17 protein-coding genes are annotated in these 17,115 nt (G+C 71.5%); 16 read left to right on the top strand and 1 reads right to left on the bottom strand.

Annotated elements, in window-relative coordinates; all coding sequences use genetic code 11:
* The first annotated feature begins 10 nt into the window (after nucleotides 1–10).
* From IZR02_RS10655 to IZR02_RS10580, 16 genes are all read left to right on the top strand, one after another.
* Entirely contained in the window at nucleotides 11–1,000 is a 990-nt protein-coding gene (locus IZR02_RS10655; protein WP_115642589.1) for an HAD-IIA family hydrolase, read from the top strand.
* 49 nt (nucleotides 1,001–1,049) lie between these two features.
* Complete coding sequence (locus IZR02_RS10650) at nucleotides 1,050–1,229, top strand: hypothetical protein (RefSeq protein ID WP_025105152.1); 180 nt, start codon at nucleotides 1,050–1,052, stop codon at nucleotides 1,227–1,229.
* Nucleotides 1,226–2,023, top strand: coding sequence for a TlyA family RNA methyltransferase (locus tag IZR02_RS10645; protein WP_025105151.1), 798 nt, complete (start codon nucleotides 1,226–1,228; stop codon nucleotides 2,021–2,023). Before IZR02_RS10650 ends, IZR02_RS10645 begins: the two co-directional genes overlap by 4 nt.
* Entirely contained in the window at nucleotides 2,020–2,937 is a 918-nt protein-coding gene (locus IZR02_RS10640; protein ID WP_025105150.1) for an NAD kinase, read from the top strand. Before IZR02_RS10645 ends, IZR02_RS10640 begins: the two co-directional genes overlap by 4 nt.
* Complete coding sequence (recN, locus tag IZR02_RS10635; RefSeq protein WP_025105149.1) at nucleotides 2,934–4,616, top strand: DNA repair protein RecN; 1,683 nt, start codon at nucleotides 2,934–2,936, stop codon at nucleotides 4,614–4,616. The genes IZR02_RS10640 and recN overlap by 4 nt, the downstream gene beginning before the upstream one ends.
* A gap of 26 nt (nucleotides 4,617–4,642) precedes the next feature.
* Nucleotides 4,643–6,337 (top strand): CTP synthase, encoded by a 1,695-nt coding sequence (locus tag IZR02_RS10630; protein WP_029989884.1) that lies wholly within the window; start codon nucleotides 4,643–4,645, stop codon nucleotides 6,335–6,337.
* Complete coding sequence (locus IZR02_RS10625; RefSeq protein ID WP_025105147.1) at nucleotides 6,330–6,926, top strand: NUDIX domain-containing protein; 597 nt, start codon at nucleotides 6,330–6,332, stop codon at nucleotides 6,924–6,926. Before IZR02_RS10630 ends, IZR02_RS10625 begins: the two co-directional genes overlap by 8 nt.
* Nucleotides 6,927–6,928: 2 nt before the next feature.
* Entirely contained in the window at nucleotides 6,929–7,831 is a 903-nt protein-coding gene (xerD, locus tag IZR02_RS10620; RefSeq protein WP_025105146.1) for a site-specific tyrosine recombinase XerD, read from the top strand.
* A gap of 157 nt (nucleotides 7,832–7,988) precedes the next feature.
* A complete protein-coding gene (locus IZR02_RS10615) occupies nucleotides 7,989–8,822 on the top strand; it encodes a ParA family protein (RefSeq protein WP_164498181.1) in 834 nt (277 codons plus the stop codon).
* Nucleotides 8,806–9,678, top strand: a complete 873-nt coding sequence (locus IZR02_RS10610; protein WP_025105144.1) for a segregation and condensation protein A — start codon at nucleotides 8,806–8,808, stop codon at nucleotides 9,676–9,678. The genes IZR02_RS10615 and IZR02_RS10610 overlap by 17 nt, the downstream gene beginning before the upstream one ends.
* Nucleotides 9,668–10,291, top strand: coding sequence for an SMC-Scp complex subunit ScpB (gene scpB / locus IZR02_RS10605; RefSeq protein WP_025105143.1), 624 nt, complete (start codon nucleotides 9,668–9,670; stop codon nucleotides 10,289–10,291). Before IZR02_RS10610 ends, scpB begins: the two co-directional genes overlap by 11 nt.
* Nucleotides 10,288–11,085, top strand: a complete 798-nt coding sequence (locus IZR02_RS10600) for a pseudouridine synthase (RefSeq protein WP_025105142.1) — start codon at nucleotides 10,288–10,290, stop codon at nucleotides 11,083–11,085. The genes scpB and IZR02_RS10600 overlap by 4 nt, the downstream gene beginning before the upstream one ends.
* Complete coding sequence (locus tag IZR02_RS10595; RefSeq protein WP_025105141.1) at nucleotides 11,082–12,218, top strand: prephenate dehydrogenase; 1,137 nt, start codon at nucleotides 11,082–11,084, stop codon at nucleotides 12,216–12,218. The genes IZR02_RS10600 and IZR02_RS10595 overlap by 4 nt, the downstream gene beginning before the upstream one ends.
* Nucleotides 12,211–12,909: a (d)CMP kinase gene (gene cmk, locus IZR02_RS10590; RefSeq protein ID WP_025105140.1), complete on the top strand. Its 699-nt coding sequence runs from the start codon at nucleotides 12,211–12,213 to the stop codon at nucleotides 12,907–12,909. Before IZR02_RS10595 ends, cmk begins: the two co-directional genes overlap by 8 nt.
* Complete coding sequence (gene der / locus IZR02_RS10585; RefSeq protein WP_025105139.1) at nucleotides 12,902–14,422, top strand: ribosome biogenesis GTPase Der; 1,521 nt, start codon at nucleotides 12,902–12,904, stop codon at nucleotides 14,420–14,422. Before cmk ends, der begins: the two co-directional genes overlap by 8 nt.
* Nucleotides 14,423–14,484: 62 nt before the next feature.
* Complete coding sequence (locus IZR02_RS10580) at nucleotides 14,485–15,432, top strand: NUDIX domain-containing protein (RefSeq protein WP_025105138.1); 948 nt, start codon at nucleotides 14,485–14,487, stop codon at nucleotides 15,430–15,432.
* Between the two features lie 177 nt (nucleotides 15,433–15,609).
* Here the strand turns inward: IZR02_RS10580 and IZR02_RS10575 are convergent, their stop codons facing one another.
* Nucleotides 15,610–17,091: an HNH endonuclease signature motif containing protein gene (locus IZR02_RS10575; RefSeq protein ID WP_217316414.1), complete on the bottom strand. Its 1,482-nt coding sequence runs from the start codon at nucleotides 17,089–17,091 to the stop codon at nucleotides 15,610–15,612.
* Nucleotides 17,092–17,115: the final 24 nt, after the last annotated feature.

Raw genomic sequence — 17,115 nt, 5'->3', positions numbered from 1 at the left:
GCTCGAAGGCATGGACACCGTCCTCGCCGACCTCGACGGCGTGGTCTATGCCGGTCCCGGCGCTCTGCCGCATGCGGTGGAGAGCCTGAATGCGGCGGCTCACGCGGTGCGCCTCGGCTACATCACGAACAACGCTTCGCGCACCGACGCCTCGGTGGCCGCGCACCTCACGAGTCTCGGGCTCGACGTGGCTCCGCAGGACGTCGTCACGAGCCCGCAGGCGGCGATGCGTCTGCTGTCCGGGATCGTGCCGGCGCCGGCGACCATCCTCGTGGTGGGCGGCGACGGCCTCGTCGACGAGGTGCAGAAGGCCGGGTACACGGTCACGCGCAGCGCCGAGGACGCGCCGCAGGCCGTGGTCCAGGGCTTCGCGCCCGAGGTCGCCTGGACCGACCTCGCCGAGGCGGCGTTCGCGCTCAAGGTCCCCGAGGACGAGGGCGGCATCCCGTGGATCGCCACGAACACCGACTGGACGATCCCGCGCGAGCGGGGCGTCGCCCCGGGGAACGGCACTCTCGTGTCCGCCGTGCACACCGCGATCGGTCGCCTGGCGACGGTGGCGGGCAAGCCGGAGACCCCGATCTTCGAGGAGGCGCTCGCCCGTTTCGGCGCGGCGAAGGCGCTCTTCATCGGTGACCGCCTCGACACCGACATCATGGGCGCCAGCCGTGCGGGCATCGAGTCCGCCCTGGTGCTGACCGGTATCGACCGTCCCAAGCACGTCCTCGCCGCGCCCGAAGGATCGCGCCCGACCTACATCCTCGGCGACCTGCGCGGTCTGCACGAGCCGTACCCCGAGCCCACCGTGACCGACGGTGTGTTCGACGTGAACGGCGCTGCCGTCCGCGTCCGAGGCGCAGACGTCGAGATCGTCGCCGAGTCCGGCGACCAGCTCGATCTGCTCCGTGCGGGCGCCGCCGCGATCTGGGCGTCCGGGACGCCGGTGTTCGTCCTCCGTGTTCCGGAACGGCTGTACGCGGACCCGTTCCACCGCCCCTGAGCCACGCGTGGCGCCGCCGCCCGTCGGCGGCGCCGCGTACAGTGGAAGCGTGAGCGATGAGACGACGACCAGCGCGCCGACGGACGGCCTGTGGAGTCGTCTGCGCCTGATCGAAGGGCAGCCGCTCGCCGCACGCGCGGACGCGTACTCGGCCCTGCACGACGAACTCTCGCGACGACTCGAGAGCGGATCCCGGCACGACCTGCGGGAGACCCCGGGACCACGATGACGCGACTCGACGCCGCCCTCGCCGCCCGAGGACTCGCCCGTTCGCGCACGCATGCCGCCACCCTCATCGCCGACGGCCTCGTGAGCGTCGACGGCCGCCCGGTCGTGAAGGCCTCGACCGCGGTCAGCGACGACAACACCATCACGGTCGCCGGCGCCGACCACTACGTCAGCCGCGCGGCGCACAAGCTCATCGCCGGGCTCGACGGCTTCGGCATCCCGGTGCAGGGACGCCTCGCGCTCGACATGGGGGCCTCGACCGGCGGTTTCACGCAGGTGCTGCGGGAACGCGGCGCTCGCCGTGTCCTCGCCGTGGATGTCGGCCACGGCCAGCTCGCCCCCGCGGTCGCCGCCGACCCCGGCGTCATCGCCGTCGAGGGCTTCAACGTGCGGCACATGACGCGTGACAGCCTCACCGCAGCGACAGGGGAGTCCACGTCGCCCGACCTGGTGGTGGGCGACCTCTCCTTCATCTCGCTCGAGCTCGTGCTTCCCGCGGTGGTCGCCGTGGCCGCGCCGGGCGCCGACGTGCTGCTGCTGGTCAAGCCGCAGTTCGAGGTCGGGAGGACCGCGGTGCGCGGCGGCCTCGTCACCGACCCCGCCACCCGGGCCGATGCCGTCGCCCGCGTGGTGTGGAGCGCGTGGGATGCCGGGATGGGGATGGCGGGGATCGTCTCCTCCCCGATCCTCGGGACACACGGCAATGCGGAGTATCTCGTGCACCTCGTGCCGGGCGGCGGCAGCAATCCGACAGAATGGATGGACACCATCAACCGGCTGGCAGGGGGACGATGAACGAGCGCAGGATCCTGGTCGTCGCCCACGCGGGTCGCGTCGACACCGTCGCGGCCGCCCGTCGGGTGATCGACGCCCTCCGCGGTGCGGGGGTCCGTCCCGTCCTGGCAGCCGACGACCATGCCGAGCTCGCCGCGGTCGATGCGTTCTTCGCGGACGTCGAGGTGCTGGACGCCTCCGGACCGGCGACTCTCGAGCTCGCGATCGTGCTCGGGGGCGACGGCACGATCCTCCGCGCGGCAGAGCTCGTCCGTGACAGCGGCGCTCCGGTGCTGGGCATCAACATGGGTCACGTCGGCTTCCTCGCGGAGATCGACCGGGACGACATGGACGACGCGATGCGCCGCGTCATCGCCCGTGACTACGAGGTCGAGGAGCGCCTGGCACTGTCGGTGCGCGTGAAGGACGCCTCGGGCGATGTCGTCTTCGAGACCTGGGCCCTGAACGAGGCGACTGTCGAGAAGGCGAGCCGTGAGCGCATGATCGAGGTGGTGCTCGAGATCGACGGGCGGCCGCTGTCGAGCTTCGGTTGCGACGGCATGGTCATCTCCACGCCGACCGGCTCGACCGCCTACAACTTCTCCGCCGGCGGCCCGGTCATCTGGCCGACGGTCGAGGCCATCGCGGTGGTCCCGCTGTCGGCGCACGCGCTCTTCGCGAAGCCGCTCGTGGTGAGCCCCGAGGCGGCCGTGGCGATCGAGATGCTGGAGCGGACGGATGGCTCCGGCATCCTCTGGTGCGACGGCCGTCGTTCCCACGACCTTCCGCCGGGAGCCCGCGTCGTGGTGCGCCGCTCGTCGCGCCCGGTCCGCCTCGCGCGTCTGCACCCCACGGCGTTCACGAACCGTCTCGTGCGGAAGTTCCAGCTGCCCGTCGAAGGATGGCGCGGACAGGAGCGGAGGAGCGACGCATGATCGAGGAGATGCGCATGCAGGGGCTCGGCGTGATCGCCGACGCCGTCCTACCGCTCGGCCCCGGCTTCACGGCCATCACCGGAGAGACGGGCGCGGGGAAGACCATGGTCGTCACCGGGCTCGGGCTGCTCCTCGGCCAGCGCGCCGACTCGGGCGCCGTGCGCAAGGGAGCCGCGCAGGCCTCGGTGGCCGGGGTGTGGATCGTGCCCGAGAAGGGCGAGGTCGCCGACATCGTGGCCGAGGCCGGGGGAGAGCTGGAGCCGGCCGGTGCCGGCACCGCTGAGCTCTATGTCTCGCGCACCCTCAGCGCCGAGGGCCGCAGCCGCGCGAGCGTCGGCGGGCGGGCCGCGCCGGCAGGAGTGCTGTCCTCGCTCGCGGACGAGCTCATCGTCGTGCACGGACAGTCCGAGCAGCTGCGGCTGCGGTCGGCCGCCGCGCAGCGCGACGCCCTCGACCGCTTCGGCGGCGAACCGATCGCCCGGGCGCTGGAGGAGTACCAGGCCGCGTTCGAGCGCTGGCGAACGCTCGACGCCCAGATCATCGACATCACCGCGAACCGTGACCGGCGTGCCGAGGAGGCCGCCCGGCTGCGGGAGGACCTCGCCCTGATCGAGGCGACCGCCCCCGAGGAGGGCGAGGACGAGGAGCTGGCGGCTCGTGCCGAGCGCCTCGCGAACGCGGAGGAACTCCGCGTCGCCGCCGCCCTGGCCCACGGAGCCCTCTCGAACGAGGAGGGCGAGCCCGATGCCTCGGCGCTGGTCGCGGAAGCGCGCCGAGCGATCGAGCGCGTGTCCGACCCGAAGCTCGCGGAGGTCGCGGAGACCCTGGCCGACATCGGCTACCGCATTGCCGACGCCGCCGGTGTGCTCTCCGGCTTCCTCGCCGACCTCGACGAGTCCGGTCCGCACGAGCTGGCCGCCGTCGAGGAGCGGCGGGCCGCGCTCGGCGTCCTCATCCGTCAGCACGGCTCGCTGGCGGAGGCCCTGGCGCTGTGGCAGACCGGATCCGCGCGGCTGGCCGAACTCGACGACGACGGAGAGCGCCTGGAACGCCTCACCGCCGAGCGCGACGCGGCCAGGACGGAGCTCGACGCCCGGGCCGACGCTCTCACCGCGGCCCGGAGCGAGGCGGCCGGCCGACTCGGCGAGGCCGTGACCGCCGAGCTGCACGCGCTGGCGATGCCGGACGCGCGCCTGGAGGTCTCTGTGGCCCCGGGGGCCGAGAGCACCCACGGCCGCGACGACGTCGCCATCCTGCTCGCCCCGCATCCCGGCGCCGAACCCCGCTCGGTCGCCAAGGGCGCCTCCGGCGGCGAGCTGTCGCGGGTGATGCTCGCGATCGAGGTCGTCATCGCGGCGACCGATCCCGTGCCCACCTTCGTGTTCGACGAGGTCGATGCGGGCATCGGCGGCGCGGCGGCGATCGAGGTGGGTCGGCGACTCGCCCGACTCGCCGAAAAGTCTCAGGTGATCGCCGTCACCCATCTCGCGCAGGTCGCCGCCTTCGCGAACAACCATCTCACCGTCGTGAAATCGCACGACGGCGCCGTCACCGCGTCCAGCGTGCGGCGGCTCGACGGGGAGGAGCGCGAGGCCGAGATGGCCCGTCTGCTCTCCGGACTCGCGGATTCCGATGCCGCACTCACCCACGCCCGCGAGCTTCTCAGCCTCGGCGTCTGAATGAACTGTTAGGATAGAAGCCCGTGATGAACTCTTCTTCTGCGGGGCCCAAGAACGACACGACCAAGCACATCTTCGTGACTGGTGGTGTCGTTTCGTCTTTGGGCAAGGGGCTCACCGCGGCCAGCCTGGGCAACCTCCTGACCGCTCGCGGACTCCGCGTGGTCATGCAGAAGCTCGACCCGTATCTGAACGTCGATCCGGGCACCATGAACCCGTTCCAGCACGGCGAGGTGTTCGTCACCGACGACGGTGCGGAGACCGACCTCGACATCGGGCACTACGAGCGCTTCCTCGACATCAACCTGTCCGAGGCGGCCAACGTCACGACCGGTCAGATCTACTCGCAGGTGATCGCCCGTGAGCGTCGCGGCGAGTACCTCGGCGACACCGTGCAGGTCATCCCGCACATCACCGACGAGATCAAGCGCCGCATGCGGCTGCAGGCCACCGAGGACCCGCGTCCCGACGTGATCATCACCGAGGTCGGCGGCACCGTCGGCGACATCGAGTCGCAGCCGTTCCTCGAGTCGGCCCGCCAGCTGCGTCACGAGCTCGGCCGCGACAGCGTGTTCTTCGTGCACGTCTCGCTCGTGCCGTTCATGGGAGCGTCCGGCGAGCAGAAGACCAAGCCGACCCAGCACTCGGTTGCCGCGCTCCGCCAGGTCGGCATCCAGCCCGACGCCCTCGTGCTCCGCAGCGATCGCCCGGTGAGCGCGAGCAACCGCAACAAGATCGCCCTGATGTGCGACGTCGACGTCGAAGGCGTCATCAACACCGTCGACCTGCCGAGCATCTACGACATCCCGTCGACCCTCAACGAGCAGGGCCTCGACTCCTACATCGTGCGCCGCCTCGGGCTCGACCAGAAGGCGGACGACGTCGACTGGACGCGCTGGAACAAGGTTCTGCACGCGGTGCACAACCCGAAGCACGAGGTCACGATCGGTCTCGTCGGCAAGTACATCGACCTTCCGGACGCCTACCTCTCCGTGACGGAGGCCCTCAAGGCGGGCGGCTTCGCGCAGGAGACCAAGGTCAACATCCGCTGGATCCCGTCCGACCTCTGCGAGACCCCCGAGGGCGCGCAGGAGCAGCTGGCCGAGCTGGACGGCATCTGCGTCCCCGGAGGCTTCGGCATCCGCGGCATCGAGGGCAAGCTGGGTGCGCTGAAGTTCGCCCGCGAGCAGGGCATCCCGACCCTCGGCCTCTGCCTGGGTCTGCAGTGCATGGTCATCGAGTACGCCCGCGACGTGGCCGGGATCGCCGGAGCCTCGTCCAGCGAGTTCGACCCGGACACCGCGGAGCCCGTCATCGCGACCATGGCCGAGCAGATCGAGATCCTCGACGGCGGCGACCTGGGCGGCACCATGCGCCTCGGCCTCTACCAGGCGGCTCTCGCGGAGGGCTCGCTGGCGCGCGAGGTCTACGGCGCCGCCGAGGTGTCCGAGCGTCACCGCCACCGCTACGAGGTGAACAACGCGTACCGCGATCGCCTGTCCGAGGCCGGCCTGGTGTTCTCGGGCCTCAACCCGGAACTCGACCTCGTCGAGTACGTCGAGCTGCCGCGTGACGTGCACCCGTACTACATCGCCACCCAGGCGCACCCGGAGCTGCGCTCGCGTCCGACCGACCCGCACCCGCTGTTCCGCGGGCTCGTCGGCGCGGCCATCGCCCGCCACCGCGCGAGCGAGCTGTTCGACGTGCCCGTCGATGAGTGAGTCGGAGGCGCCGGCCGTCGCGGAGCCGCTGCGCGACGAGCCCTTCGAGCCGGAGGTCGTGAGCAGCGACCTCGTTTACGAGGGGCGCGTCTGGGACGTGCGCTCCGACCGGGTCCGCTACGGCGAGGGCGAGATCGTGCGACAGTACGTCGCCCACCCCGGGGCCGTCGCGATCCTCGCGCTGGACGACGAGGGACGGGTGCTGCTCATCCAGCAGTACCGTCACCCGATCCGCCACCGCGACTGGGAGCTGCCGGCCGGCCTCCTCGACATCGCGGGGGAGGAGCCCGTGGCGGCCGCCCGTCGCGAGCTCGCGGAGGAGGCCGACCTCGTCGCCGCGCACTGGGAGCCCCTGGTGTCGTCGTGGACGACGCCGGGAGGCAACGACGAGCTCATCCAGGTGTTCCTCGCGACGGGGCTCACCGCCGCCGCGGCCGCGCACGCCCGCGAAGACGAGGAGGCGGACATCCGTCTCGCCTGGCTTCCCCTCGAGGAGGCGGTCGCCGGAGTCCTGGCGGGACGCCTGCGCAACGGCATCCTCGCGCTCGGCGTGCTGGCGACCGCGCAGAGGCTGCGCGACCGGAGCTGAGCATGCAGCTCGATCGCGCTCTCGACGCGTATCTGCGTCACGTCACGATCGAGCGCGGGCTCAGCGCGCACACGGTCGGCGCCTACCGGCGGGACCTCGAGGGCTACCGGGACTGGCTCACGGCGGAGGGGATCGACGACACGGCGGACATCACGCCCGCCGTCGTCGACCGCTTCATCGTCGACCGCGCCTCGGCGGAGCCGCCCCCGGCCGCGACGAGTCTGGCGCGCCTGCAGTCCTCGGTGCGCGGCTGGCACCGGTTCCTCGCCCGTGAGGGCATCGAGGCGGACGATCCGACCGGACGGCTCCGCCCGCCCAAGACCCCGCGCCCGCTGCCGAAAGCGCTCACGATCGACCAGGTGGAGCGGCTGCTCGCCGCGCCGTCGGCCGAGGAGCCGCTCGGCATCCGCGACCGGGCGCTCCTGGAGCTCCTCTACGCCACGGGCGCCCGGGTGTCGGAGGCGGTCGGGCTCGACGTCGACGACATGGCGCACGGCGAGGTGCTGCGCCTGCGGGGCAAGGGCTCGAAGGAGCGCATCGTCCCGGTGGGGTCGTACGCCCGTGCCGCCGTCGACGCCTACCTCACCCGGGTTCGCCCGGAGCTCGCGGCGAAGGGCCGCGCATCGGCCCGGCTCTTCCTCGGCGCACGCGGTGCCCCGCTCTCGCGACAGAGCGCCTGGCTGGTGATCCGTTCCGCCGCGGAGCGCGCACAGCTCACGACCGAGGTCTCCCCGCACACGCTGCGCCACTCGTTCGCGACGCACCTCCTGCAGGGCGGTGCCGACGTGCGGGTGGTGCAGGAGCTGCTGGGGCACTCCTCGGTCGCGACGACGCAGATCTACACGCATGTGTCGGTGGACGCCCTCCGCGACATCTACGCGACCTCTCATCCCCGGGCGCGCTGACCGCGCAGGCCGCGGCCGGTACCGGGACCGCCGCGCGCCGAGCCGGCTGGGGAACGCTGGGCGGCTACAATCGAGCAAGCACGAAGGAGCAGGAGAACCGGTGGCTGAGAAAGTGGCGAAGTCCAGGGCGAAGGCGCAGAAGGCCGACGACACCCCCATGGGACCCACCGGCCGTCCGTACCAGGGCTTCCCGATCCCGGCGCCTCTGAAGTCGCACGGCCCGGCCCGCATCATCGCGCTCTGCAACCAGAAGGGCGGCGTCGGCAAGACGACGACCTCCATCAACCTCGCCGCCGCGCTCGCGGAGTACGGCCGCAAGGTGCTCGCCGTGGACTTCGACCCGCAGGGCGCGCTGTCCGCCGGTCTCGGCATCCAGACACACGACGTCCCGACGGTCTACGACCTCCTGCTCGACACGAAGCGCGATGCGCACGACGCGATCGTGCACTCGAACGTGCCCGGTCTCGACGTCCTTCCCGCGAACATCGACCTCTCCGCCGCGGAGGTGCACCTCGTCAACGAGGTCGCCCGCGAGACGATCCTCGCCCGCGTGCTGCGCCAGGTGGCGGGGGAGTACGACGTCATCCTCATCGACTGCCAGCCGTCGCTCGGTCTGCTGACCGTGAACGCGCTGACGGCGGCGCACGGCGTCATCATCCCGCTCGAGTGCGAGTTCTTCGCGCTCCGCGGTGTCGCGCTCCTCATCGAGACCATCGACAAGGTCCGCGACCGGCTCAACCCCTCCATCGAGATGGACGGCCTGCTGGCGACGATGTACGACCCGCGCACGCTGCACTCGCGCGAGGTGCTGGAGCGCGTCGTGGAGGCGTTCGGCGACGACGTGCTGGAGACCGTCATCGGCCGCACCGTGAAGTTCCCGGACGCGTCGGTCTCGGGGGTCCCGATCACCGAGTTCGCTCCGGAGCACGCGGCCGCACAGGCATACCTGCGGCTGGCCAGGGAGCTGGTCGCCCGTGGCGCCGTCGCCTGACGAGCTCGGTACCGCTGAGGTCCCGGCACCCGCCGAGGCGATCGACACCGCGGAGCCGTCCTCCGCCGACGATGCCGCTGGGTTCCGCGTCTCGCTGTCCAACTTCGACGGCCCCTTCGACCTCCTGCTGAACCTCATCTCGAAGCACGAGATGGACATCACCGAGGTGTCGCTGAGCGCCGTCACCAACGAGTTCATCGCGTACCTCGCCGACCTGGAGGACGAGGAGGAGCTCGACCAGGCGTCGGAGTTCCTCGTCGTCGCCGCGACCCTGCTCGACATGAAGGTGGCGGGCCTGCTGCCGCAGGGCGAGCTCGTCGACGCCGAGGCCGTCGCCCTGCTCGAAGCGCGCGACCTGCTCTTCGCCCGTCTCCTGCAGTACCGCGCGTTCAAAGAGGTCTCCGCATGGTTCTCGCGGTGCCTGCAGCGGGAGGACCGCCGTCATGTGCGTGCGGTACCGCTGGAGGAGAAGCACCGGAAGCAGACACCAGAGCTCGTCTGGTCGCTCACGCCCGACGACTTCGCGGCGCTGGCGCTGCTGGCCTTTGCGCCGAAGGAGATCCCGCACGTCGGACTCGACCACTTGCATGCGCCCTTGGTCAGCATCCGCGAGCAGGCCGCGATCGTCGTCACGCTGCTGCGCGGCACCGAGTCGCTGAGCTTCCGCGAGCTGGTCGCGGGCGTCTCGGAGCCGGGTATCGTCGTGGCCCGCTTCATCTCGGTGTTGGAGCTGTACCGCCACGCGGCGCTCTCCTTCGAACAACTGGAACCGCTCGGGGAGCTCACCCTCCGCTGGGCCGCCGACTCCTGGTCGGACGAGACACTCGCGACCCTGGGGGCCGACTATGACCGATGACGTGACCGCGGCAGAGACCGGCCTCCCCGACGAGCCCGACGCCGCGACGGGTTCCGAGCTGCCGCTCAGCGAGCGTGTGGAGGCGATCCTCTTCATCGTCGACGAGCCGATCGGCCTGGTGGCCCTCGCCGCCGCGGTCGGCGCGCCGGTGCCCGCCGTCCGGCAGACGGTCGAGTCGCTGGTCGAGGACTACGACGGTCGAGGCGCGGGTCCGCGGCGCGGCTTCGAACTGCGGGAGGTCGGCGGTGGATGGCGGCTCTACGTCCGCGAGGACCTCGATCCGGTCGTGGCGGAGTTCGTCGGCGGTCAGGCGCCGGCCCGGCTCTCCCAGGCGGCGCTGGAGACGCTCGCGGTGATCGCGTACAAGCAGCCGGTGACCCGGAGCCAGGTGGCCTCGATCCGCGCGGTCAACGTCGACTCCGTGGTCCGCACCCTCCTCGCGCGGGGGCTGATCACCGAACTGTTCGCCGATTCCGAGACCGGCGCGATCAACTACGGCACAACCGATGCACTCCTCCAGCATCTCGGCATCAACTCTCTGGATGAGCTTCCGCCGATCTCGCCGCTCCTCGACGACGGCGCCGACGGCTTCGACGAAGGGACGGTCCGATGACCACCGACGCCCACGATTCCAGCGCCCCCGAGGGCGTGCGACTGCAGAAGGTGCTCGCCGCGGCTGGTGTCGCCTCCCGTCGGGTCGTCGAGCAGTACATCGTCGAGGGACGCATCCGGGTGAACGGCCAGGTGGTCACCGAGCTCGGCCGCCGCATCGACCCGGAGCGGGACCTCGTGGACGTGGACGGCACCGCGGTGCAGCTCGACGTGTCCAAGCGGTACGTGATGTTGAACAAGCCGACGGGTGTGGTCAGCAGCATGCGCGACGAGAGCGGACGCCCCGATCTCCGACGCTTCACGAAGGACTACGAGGAGCGGCTGTACAACGTCGGGCGTCTGGACGCCGAGACCAGCGGACTGCTGCTGCTCACCAACGACGGCGAGCTCGCGCACGTCCTCGCGCATCCCTCCTTCGGCGTCACCAAGGTCTACATCGCGAAGGTCGAGGGGAGCGTGACGGCGCAGACCATCTCGAAGCTCACGAAGGGCATCGAGCTGGAGGACGGCCCCATCGCCGCCGACAAGGCTCGGCTGCTGGACACGTCGCGCGGCTCGAGCCTCGTGGAGCTCACGCTGCACTCCGGCCGCAACCGGATCGTGCGCCGGATGATGGCCGCGGTCGGCCATCCGGTCACGGAACTCGTGCGGCGGCAGTTCGGTCCGTTGCACCTGGGAACCCTCCCGGCGGGCCGGACGCGGGAACTGAGTAAAATCGAACTCGGCGCGCTGCTGACTCTCGCGCGCCGGGAATCCGGTGTCGCCGAGGCGCCAGGCGAGCAGGAGAGCGAATGACCCAGACGACGAGTGCGCCCGCGGCGCGGAAGAGCGGTGCCGTGGCGCCGCGTCTGTCCGGCACCGTGCGCATCGTCGGCGCCGGGCTGCTCGGTGCCAGCGTCGGCCATGCCCTGCGTGCGAAGGGCATCGACGTCGTCCTCACCGACGCGTCCCCTGCGCAGCTGCGCCTCGCCGTCGACTACGGCGCCGGACGCCTTCCGCAGGATGACGACGCCCCGGTGCTCGTCGTCGTGGCCGTGCCGCCGGACGTGACCGCCGACGTGATCCAGGCCGAGCTCGAGCGGTACCCCGACGCCGTCGTGACCGATGTCGCGAGCGTGAAGCTCGAGCCGTTCCGCACACTCCGGGAGCGGGGCGTGAACCTCGCCCGCTACATCGGCTCGCACCCGCTCGCCGGTCGGGAGCGCGGCGGGGCGATCTCGGCCAGGGCCGATCTCTTCATCGGCCGGCCGTGGGTCGTGTGCCGCGACGAGGACACCACCGCGCGCGACCTCGCGCTGGTCGAGGCGCTGGCCCTCGACGTCGGCGCGATGCCGCTGGAGATGACTCCGGAGGAGCACGACCGCTCCGTCGCCCTCACCTCGCACGTGCCGCAGGTCGTCGCGAGCCTCCTCGCCGGTCGTCTGGCCGGGGCCGAGGAGGGCGCTCTCCGCCTGGCCGGGCAGGGCGTGCGAGACACGACGCGCATCGCCGCGTCCGCTCCGGAACTGTGGGTGCAGATCCTCGGGGCCAACGCCGGTCCCGTCGTCGAGATCCTCGACGCGCTCGCGACCGACCTGAGCGAGGTCGCCGACGCGCTGCGCGCTCCCGGGGCCCCGGGTGCCCGACGCGTGCTCGCCGAGACCATCCGCCAGGGCAACGACGGCGTCGAGCGCCTTCCCGGCAAGCACGGGCAGAACCGACGCTTCGAGACACTGGTCGTCATGGTCGACGACACCGCCGGTCAGCTGGGTCGCCTGTTCGGCGAGCTCGGCGAGCTGGGCGTCAACGTCGAGGACCTGCGACTGGAGCACTCTCCGGGCGCGCAGTTCGGCCTCGCCGAGATCAGTGTCGACCCCGCGGCGCTGCACGGCGCGATCACCGGGCTCCAGGAACGCGGCTGGCGCATCGCAGGGAACACCAATGACTGACACCTCCACCATCTCCGCCACGAAGTTCATCGCCATCGACGGGCCCGCCGGGTCCGGGAAGTCGAGCGTCTCCAAGGCGATCGCGCGTCGCGAGGGCTTCGGCTACCTCGACACCGGGTCGGCCTACCGGGCTCTCGCCTGGCATGTGCTCGATCGCGGTGCAGACACCGACGACGCTGAGGCCGTGCGCGCCGCGGCCGCCGACTTCCCCGTCCGCCTCGGGCTCGATCCGGACGACCGCACGGTGCGCGTCGGCGACGTCGACGTGACGGACGCGATCCGCGAACCCCGCGTGTCCGGTGCCGTGAGCGGCGTGGCCCGCGTGCCGGAGGTGCGCGCCCAGGTCAACGAGCTCTTCCGGGCGCTGGTCGCCGAGGCGCCGTACCCGGCCGTCGTCGTCGAAGGACGCGACATCACGACCGTCGTGGCACCGGATGCCCCCGTGCGCATCCTGCTGACCGCGGCACCGGAGGTGCGGGCCGCCCGTCGCGCGGGCGAACTCGCGGGCGAGAACGCCGCCGCCGTGGCGGATGCCCTGCACAAGCGCGACGCCTCCGACAGTGCGGTCGTCGACTTCCTCAACGCCGCGGAGGGCGTGGAGGTCGTCGACTCGACCGCACTCGATTTCCCCCAGACCATCGACGCCGTCCTCTCGGTGATCGAACGACTCCGAGGAGCAGACCGTGGCTGACGACGAATATGAAGGCGGTCCCGACCAGCTCGCCGAGAAGCTCGAGCAGATCGATGACCAGCTCGCCGAGCAGCGCGCGGAGACCCTGCGCGCCGGGCTCGCCGACTACGAACTCGACGACGAGGACGCCGCGCTCCTCGCCGGCGTGGCGCTGGGCGAGGACGGCATCGAGTTCCTGCCTGCGCTCCCCGTGGTGGCGATCGTCGGGCGGCCGAACGTGGGCAAGTCCGCGCTCGTGAACCGGATCCTCGGCCGTCGCGAGGCGGTCGTGGAGGACACCCCCGGCGTCACCCGCGACCGCGTCACGTACAAGGCCGAGTGGAACGACCGCCGCTTCACGGTCGTCGACACCGGCGGCTGGGAGCCCGACGCCCGCGGCATCGACCGTTCGGTCGCGGCGCAGGCCGAGGTCGCGATCGACCTCTCCGATGTCGTGCTGTTCGTCGTGGACGCCATGGTGGGCGCCACCTCGACCGACGAGCACGTCGTGAAGCTGCTGCGCAAGAGCGGCAAGCCGGTCTTCCTCGTCGCCAACAAGATCGACGACGCGCGTCAGGAGCCGGAAGCGGCCGCCCTGTGGAACCTCGGTCTCGGGGAGCCGCACCCGGTCTCCGCGATCCACGGTCGTGGTGTCGCCGACCTCCTCGACGCCGTGCTGACGAAGCTGCCGGAGATCTCCGCGGTGGCGAAGCAGGAGATCGGCGGCCCGCGCCGCGTCGCGATCCTCGGACGCCCGAACGTCGGCAAGTCCTCGCTGCTGAACAAGGCCGCGGGGGAGGAGCGTGTGGTCGTCAACGATCTCGCCGGCACGACGCGCGACCCCGTGGACGAGGTCGTGGAGCTCGGCGGCAAGATGTGGCGCCTCGTCGACACGGCCGGTATCCGTCGCCGCGTGCACATGGCGCAGGGCGCCGACTTCTATGCGTCGCTGCGCACGTCGGCCGCGCTGGAGAAGGCCGAGGTCGCCATCGTCGTCCTCGACGTGTCGGAGTCGATCAGCGAGCAGGACGTGCGGATCATCGACCTCGTGCTCGAGTCCGGTCGCGCGCTCGTCCTGGCGTTCAACAAGTGGGATCGCCTCAACGACGACGACCTGGAGAACGCCGACCGCCGCCGCTACCTGGAGCGCGAGATCGAGCAGGACCTCGCCCATGTGGCCTGGGCCCCGCGGGTCAACATCTCGGCGAAGACGGGTCGTCACCTCGACAAGCTCGTCCCCGCGCTCGAGATGGCGCTGGAGAACTGGGACCGCCGCATCCCGACCGGCAAGTTCAACGCGTTCCTCGCCGAGCTCGTCGCCGAGCACCCGCACCCGGTGCGCGGCGGGAAGCAGCCGCGCATCCTCTTCGGGACGCAGGCCTCGACCCGTCCGCCGACGTTCGTGCTGTTCACGACCGGTTTCCTCGACCCGGGCTACCGCCGGTTCATCCAGCGCCGCCTGCGCGAGCTCTACCCGTTCGAGGGCACGCCGATCGTCATCAACATGCGTGTGCGGGAGCGTCGCCAGCGCTGACTCGTTGCCGCGCATGTCGCGGCGGTGGCGCCGGAGCCCCGATGCTGTGAAAAGCTGAGGGGGTGACTGTCGTACCTCCCGCCGCCGGTGAACCGCGTCGCCCCGAGGGGCCCCGCGATCCGGGCGATGCCTGGGTGGTCGCGGACACCGGTGAGCGGTACTGGGGGCGCTTCGGTGCGGCCGGTCTCCTCGCCGTCGACCCGGAGCGCGGCATCCTGCTGCAGCATCGCGTGGCGTGGAGCCACTTCGGCGGCACGTGGGGCCTGCCCGGCGGCGCGCTGCACGAGGGCGAGGCGGCCATCGTGGGCGCCGTGCGGGAGGCGCAGGAGGAGGCGGGAGTGCCGGATGGCGCGGTGCGGCCGCGCTTCACGAGCGTGCTCGACCTCGGCATCTGGTCGTACACCACCGTCGTAGCCGATGTGCGGACGCCGTTCGACCCCGTGATCAGCGACCCCGAGAGCGTCGCGCTGTCGTGGGTGCCCGTCGAGGACGTGGACGGGTTGCCCCTGCACCCCGGCTTCGGTGCGGCGTGGCCGATGCTGCGGGCTCAGCTCTCGGCGCACCCGGTGGTCGTGGTCGACGCCGCCAATGTCGTGGGCTCGGTGCCGGACGGCTGGTGGAAGGATCGCGCCGGAGCCGCCGCACGACTGCGCGATCGTCTGACCGGGCTGGCCGTGCCCGCGGACGACCTCGGCCTCGCGGGGGACGCCTGGTTCCCGGAGGTCTCGCTCGTCGTGGAAGGCCGTGCGCGGGACATCGCGGAGGCCGCTGCGGGGGGATCGCCGGCAGATGCGGCGGCCGCAGAAGCGGGAGTCGCGGGCTCAGCCCTGGACGTCGTGCGTGCGGAGGGCGCCGGTGACGACGCGATCGTGGCCGAGGTCGAACGCCGGGTCGCGGGCGCGTCGCCGGTTCTCGCGGTGACCAGTGACCGCGAGCTGCAGTCCCGCGTCGAGGCCGCCGGGGCGCAGGTGCGCCCGAGCGGCTGGCTCCTCCGTCTTCTCGACGCCTAGAGCGAGACGCGGGCGCCACGCTCCGCGGATCCCGGTACTCGTACGGTGGCGTGGTCTGACTTCGCGCGGTACGGCGTGGTCTGACGTGGCGCGGCACGACGTGGTCTGGCCTGGCGCGGATCGACGTGGCCTGCGCCACTGCGCTCGAAGGACCCGTCGTCGTGATGGCGGCGCGTTTCAGACGAAGGCGACCCGACGCGGGCCGTGATCGGTGTGGACCGCGCCGAGGGGACTTCGCCATTCCAGGACCCCGCCGGGGTGCTGCCGTACCGTCCAGCGGTGAGCCTCCGGGATATCGGGGTGTTTCAGCACGTGATGCCCGCGGCAGAGATGCGCGAGGTTGTCGACGCGGGTCGGGCCGCCTTTCGCGTGATCCCAGGTGTGGTCGATGTCGCAGCGGTGTACCGGCTGGCGGCATCCGGGGAACCGGCAGTGCTGATCGCGAGCCCGGAGCAACCGGCGCATGTTCTCGGTCGGGCTGTAGGCGTCCGTTTCGATGACCTGCCCGTGCGGATCGAGGAACAACCGCGTCCAGCCCCCGTCGCGACCGGCCAGAGCTCGCGCGATGTCCGGGTGCAGAGCGCCGTGTCCGTCCAGTTCGGCTGGACGGTTGTCGAGCCCTGCGAGGGTCGTCGCCGCCACGGTCACCTGCAGGCGGCCGCGCACCCCGATGAGACCGTCGCCCTCGACGGCGCTCGGATCGGCGGTGAGGAGCAGATCGGTCAGAAGGTCGGCCTGCACCTGGCTCCAGGTGCGGGTGTCTGCGGGGAGCGATTCCGCCTCGGGATCGAGGGCGAAGGTGTCGCCGTCGACGCTGGAGATCTTTGTGTCCGACCGAGTCTCGCCGCACGGGCGATCCGTCGCGAAGCGGTCGGCGGTCAGCACTTCGTGGTGCGCAGGTGCCAGACGCGGCGTCGCTTCATCCGACCCCGATGCCGCATCGCGCGCAGTTTCCGCATCACGCGCAGTCCCCGCATCACGCGCGGGACCCGCATCGCGGGCCTGGATCACCGTGCGGGTGAGCTGGCTCAACCGGTCGGCGATCGCCACCGCCGCCCATTCCGGGAGTATGGCCGTCAGGACCGCGAGGCCGTCGTCGACCGATCGCACCGTGACGCAGCGCTCGTCTGCGGCGCGGCGGTGTCGCTCCGTGATCGTCTCGCCGACGAGCGCGGAGGCGACGCGGCGGGCATGCCCCCGCGTGCGCGCCGCGGTCTCGGCTTCGGCGACGACGAGCACCGCCGTCTCGAACAGTGCCATCGTCTCTGGCGCGACGACACGGTTGCGGATGGCCTCGGCCACCACGGCGCTCGCTCGTGCGACCTCCCGGACGTGTGCGGAGCTCAGAGCCCCCGTGTGGAAGGCCTCTCGCACGCGGGGGAGTGCCGTGCTCAGGGCGAGAGCATCAGCGAACGCGAACTCCATGGTGCCGGTGGAAAGACGCGCCGCCGTGGCGTACTCGGCGACCATCGAGCGGTGGATGGCATCGCGGTGGTGCGGGGCCGCGGCCACGTCTTCGTCATGGAAAGCGATCTGCGCCACCAGCAGCTCGGCAGCCTCTGCCTCCAGCGCCGCGATGCGTCGACGAGTCTCAGCCCAGGCGTCTCGCACGCGCCGCCGCTCCTCCAGGCTGAGGGGATCGGTCGGCTGGTTCGTCATACCTCGATTTTAGAACGTATGTTC

Origin of the sequence: Microbacterium paraoxydans (genome assembly GCF_019056515.1) — a bacterium.
Classification (GTDB): Bacteria; Actinomycetota; Actinomycetes; order Actinomycetales; family Microbacteriaceae; genus Microbacterium.
The sequence above is the reverse complement of the archived record's forward strand: the minus strand, read 5'-3'. Positions and strand labels throughout refer to the sequence as shown.

What these genes read in the sequence shown, in the direction of transcription:
- IZR02_RS10655 (WP_115642589.1), top strand. Translation starts at nt 11, where the DNA reads ATGGACACCGTCCTCGCCGACCTCGACGGCGTGGTCTATGCCGGTCCC.
- IZR02_RS10645 (WP_025105151.1), top strand. Translation starts at nt 1,226, where the DNA reads ATGACGCGACTCGACGCCGCCCTCGCCGCCCGAGGACTCGCCCGTTCG.
- IZR02_RS10640 (WP_025105150.1), top strand. Translation starts at nt 2,020, where the DNA reads ATGAACGAGCGCAGGATCCTGGTCGTCGCCCACGCGGGTCGCGTCGAC.
- recN (WP_025105149.1), top strand. Translation starts at nt 2,934, where the DNA reads ATGATCGAGGAGATGCGCATGCAGGGGCTCGGCGTGATCGCCGACGCC.
- IZR02_RS10630 (WP_029989884.1), top strand. Translation starts at nt 4,643, where the DNA reads ATGAACTCTTCTTCTGCGGGGCCCAAGAACGACACGACCAAGCACATC.
- IZR02_RS10625 (WP_025105147.1), top strand. Translation starts at nt 6,330, where the DNA reads ATGAGTGAGTCGGAGGCGCCGGCCGTCGCGGAGCCGCTGCGCGACGAG.
- xerD (WP_025105146.1), top strand. Translation starts at nt 6,929, where the DNA reads ATGCAGCTCGATCGCGCTCTCGACGCGTATCTGCGTCACGTCACGATC.
- IZR02_RS10615 (WP_164498181.1), top strand. Translation starts at nt 7,989, where the DNA reads ATGGGACCCACCGGCCGTCCGTACCAGGGCTTCCCGATCCCGGCGCCT.
- scpB (WP_025105143.1), top strand. Translation starts at nt 9,668, where the DNA reads ATGACCGATGACGTGACCGCGGCAGAGACCGGCCTCCCCGACGAGCCC.
- IZR02_RS10600 (WP_025105142.1), top strand. Translation starts at nt 10,288, where the DNA reads ATGACCACCGACGCCCACGATTCCAGCGCCCCCGAGGGCGTGCGACTG.
- IZR02_RS10595 (WP_025105141.1), top strand. Translation starts at nt 11,082, where the DNA reads ATGACCCAGACGACGAGTGCGCCCGCGGCGCGGAAGAGCGGTGCCGTG.
- cmk (WP_025105140.1), top strand. Translation starts at nt 12,211, where the DNA reads ATGACTGACACCTCCACCATCTCCGCCACGAAGTTCATCGCCATCGAC.
- IZR02_RS10575 (WP_217316414.1), bottom strand. Translation starts at nt 17,091, where the DNA reads ATGACGAACCAGCCGACCGATCCCCTCAGCCTGGAGGAGCGGCGGCGC.